The organism is Vibrio sp. 10N.222.46.A1, assembly GCF_041473595.1.
In the GTDB taxonomy this organism is placed as follows: Bacteria; Pseudomonadota; Gammaproteobacteria; order Enterobacterales; family Vibrionaceae; genus Vibrio; species Vibrio tasmaniensis_A.
On record NZ_JBFRSN010000859.1, the window covers coordinates 1 to 2,075 of the forward strand.

The window sequence follows — 2,075 nt, forward strand, 5'->3', positions numbered from 1 at the left end:
TATCCGAACGGCATTAGACATTGAATGTCGGCCTTTCTAAATCTAGCTTTAAGCTATGACTAAGCTTACTTAGACATTACTTTGTAGATTGGGTCTTCTGCAACGTTCGCTTCAACTAAGCTACCGGCTTTGTGCAGCATAGCAACACAGTCTTGGCTTAGGTGGCGAAGGTGAAGTGTTTTACCTAGTGCCGCGTAACGGTCAGCAATCGTGTCGATCGCTTCAATAGCAGAGTGGTCAGTAACGCGTGAGTTTGCGAAATCAACGATAACATCTTGTGGATCGTTGTATGAGTCAAACAACTCAAGGAAGTTAGCGGTTGAACCAAAGAAGATTGGACCGTTAACTTTGTACTCTTTAGAGCCTTCAGCGTTAACCGATGTGTCTGCGTAGATGTGCTTAGCATGTTGCCATGCAAACATTAGTGCAGAAGCTACAACACCCACACCAACTGCTACCGCAAGGTCTGTTAGTACTGTAACGACAGTTACAAGAACGATAACGAAGAAGTCTTGCTTAGGAACGCGACGTGCCAACTTGAAGGTTGCCCATTCAAACGTACCGATAACAACCATGAACATAACGCCCACAAGTGCTGCTAGAGGAATCATTTCAATCAGTGCAGAGCCGAACAGGATGAACATCAGTAGTGCAACTGCCGCTACGATACCTGAAAGACGACCACGACCACCTGAGTTTACGTTGATCATCGATTGACCGATCATCGCACAACCACCCATCGCGCCAAATACTGAACACGTCACGTTCGCCATACCTTGACCAACACATTCACGGTTAGATTGTCCACGAGTGTTTGTCATTTCGTCTAGTACGGTTAGCGTTAGTAGTGATTCGATTAGACCAATCGCTGCAAGAATCACTGCGTAAGGCAGGATGATGTATAGCGTTTCTAGGCTAAACGGTACTGCTGGAATAGAGAATGTTGGTAGAGAGCCCGCTAGTGTTGCTGCTTCGTCACCAGACATAGTGCGTAAGAAATCAACAACAGTACGAGTTTCTAGATCAAGGCCAACAACCAAAGCCGTTACTGTAACAATAGCAACCAATGACGATGGTACCGCTGTTGTTAGTTTAGGTAAGAAGTGGATGATAGCCATAGTCAGTGCGACTAGACCTAACATCAGTGTCATTTGACCGCTTGGTAACCAAGTTAGCGCACCTGTTACGTCTGGTGCTTTAAATTGTCCAAGCTGAGCAAGGAAGATAACAATAGCCAAACCGTTCACGAAACCAATCATTACTGGGTGTGGAACGATACGGATGAATTTACCTAGCTTAAATACACCCGCTGCAATTTGCAGAAGGCCGGCTAGCATAACTGCCGCAAAGAGGTATTGAACGCCATGGGTTGCTACTAGGCTAACCATTACAACAGCCATTGCGCCAGTTGCACCAGAAATCATACCTGGACGACCGCCGAAGACAGAAGTGATTAAACCTACGATGAATGCTGCGTAAAGACCAACCATTGGGTCAACGCCTGCAACAAAGGCGAATGCTACGGCTTCAGGTACCAGAGCTAAGGCTACGGTAAGACCTGAAAGCACATCATTTTTTACAGAGTGCTTTGAAAATTGTGGGAATTCGAACATGTTTGCTCAGCTATGCTTAAAATGGGTTTACCGACACGAATGTATTGCGTAGCCAAACAGTGATGAAAAAGAGCGGCAATAGCTAAGTGTCGAAAATATAAGTGCGCGAATGCTACCCAAAAATGTGATTAAGTTCAAGGTTGAACCCTATTTTGAGTAATATATCTATTATAACTAATCGGAACTATGGATATAAAAAAAGGGCGACTTATGAATAAGTCGCCCTTAGATAGTTCTCTGCAGATTACTCTGCGAAGCTCATTAGTATTGAGGTTTAGTCATGCCTGCGCCGGCTTTATTTGACGCTGCTTGGCTACCTGCACCTTTCGATACAAAACGCTCAGTACGGAATGGAGCCGCAACAACTTGAATCTCTTTGATCTCTTGAGGACCAGGAGCTTTAGTCATTGGTGAACCTGCTTGTTTTTTAGCAACAGCGGCCTTTGGTGCCGCTTTAGGAGC

At 45.1% G+C, this 2,075-nt stretch carries 2 protein-coding genes; both read right to left on the reverse strand.

Annotated elements, in window-relative coordinates:
- Positions 1 to 65: 65 nt before the first annotated feature.
- Complete coding sequence (locus AB4496_RS21120) at positions 66 to 1,613, reverse strand: SulP family inorganic anion transporter (RefSeq protein WP_009848614.1); 1,548 nt, start codon at positions 1,611 to 1,613, stop codon at positions 66 to 68.
- Positions 1,614 to 1,874: 261 nt separating this feature from the next.
- On the reverse strand, positions 1,875 to 2,075 hold a 201-nt coding region (locus AB4496_RS21125), incomplete at its 5' end, for a hypothetical protein (RefSeq protein WP_372131867.1).

Coding starts and splice junctions, on each gene's coding strand:
- AB4496_RS21120 (WP_009848614.1), bottom strand. CDS start 1,613: ATGTTCGAATTCCCACAATTTTCAAAGCACTCTGTAAAAAATGATGTG.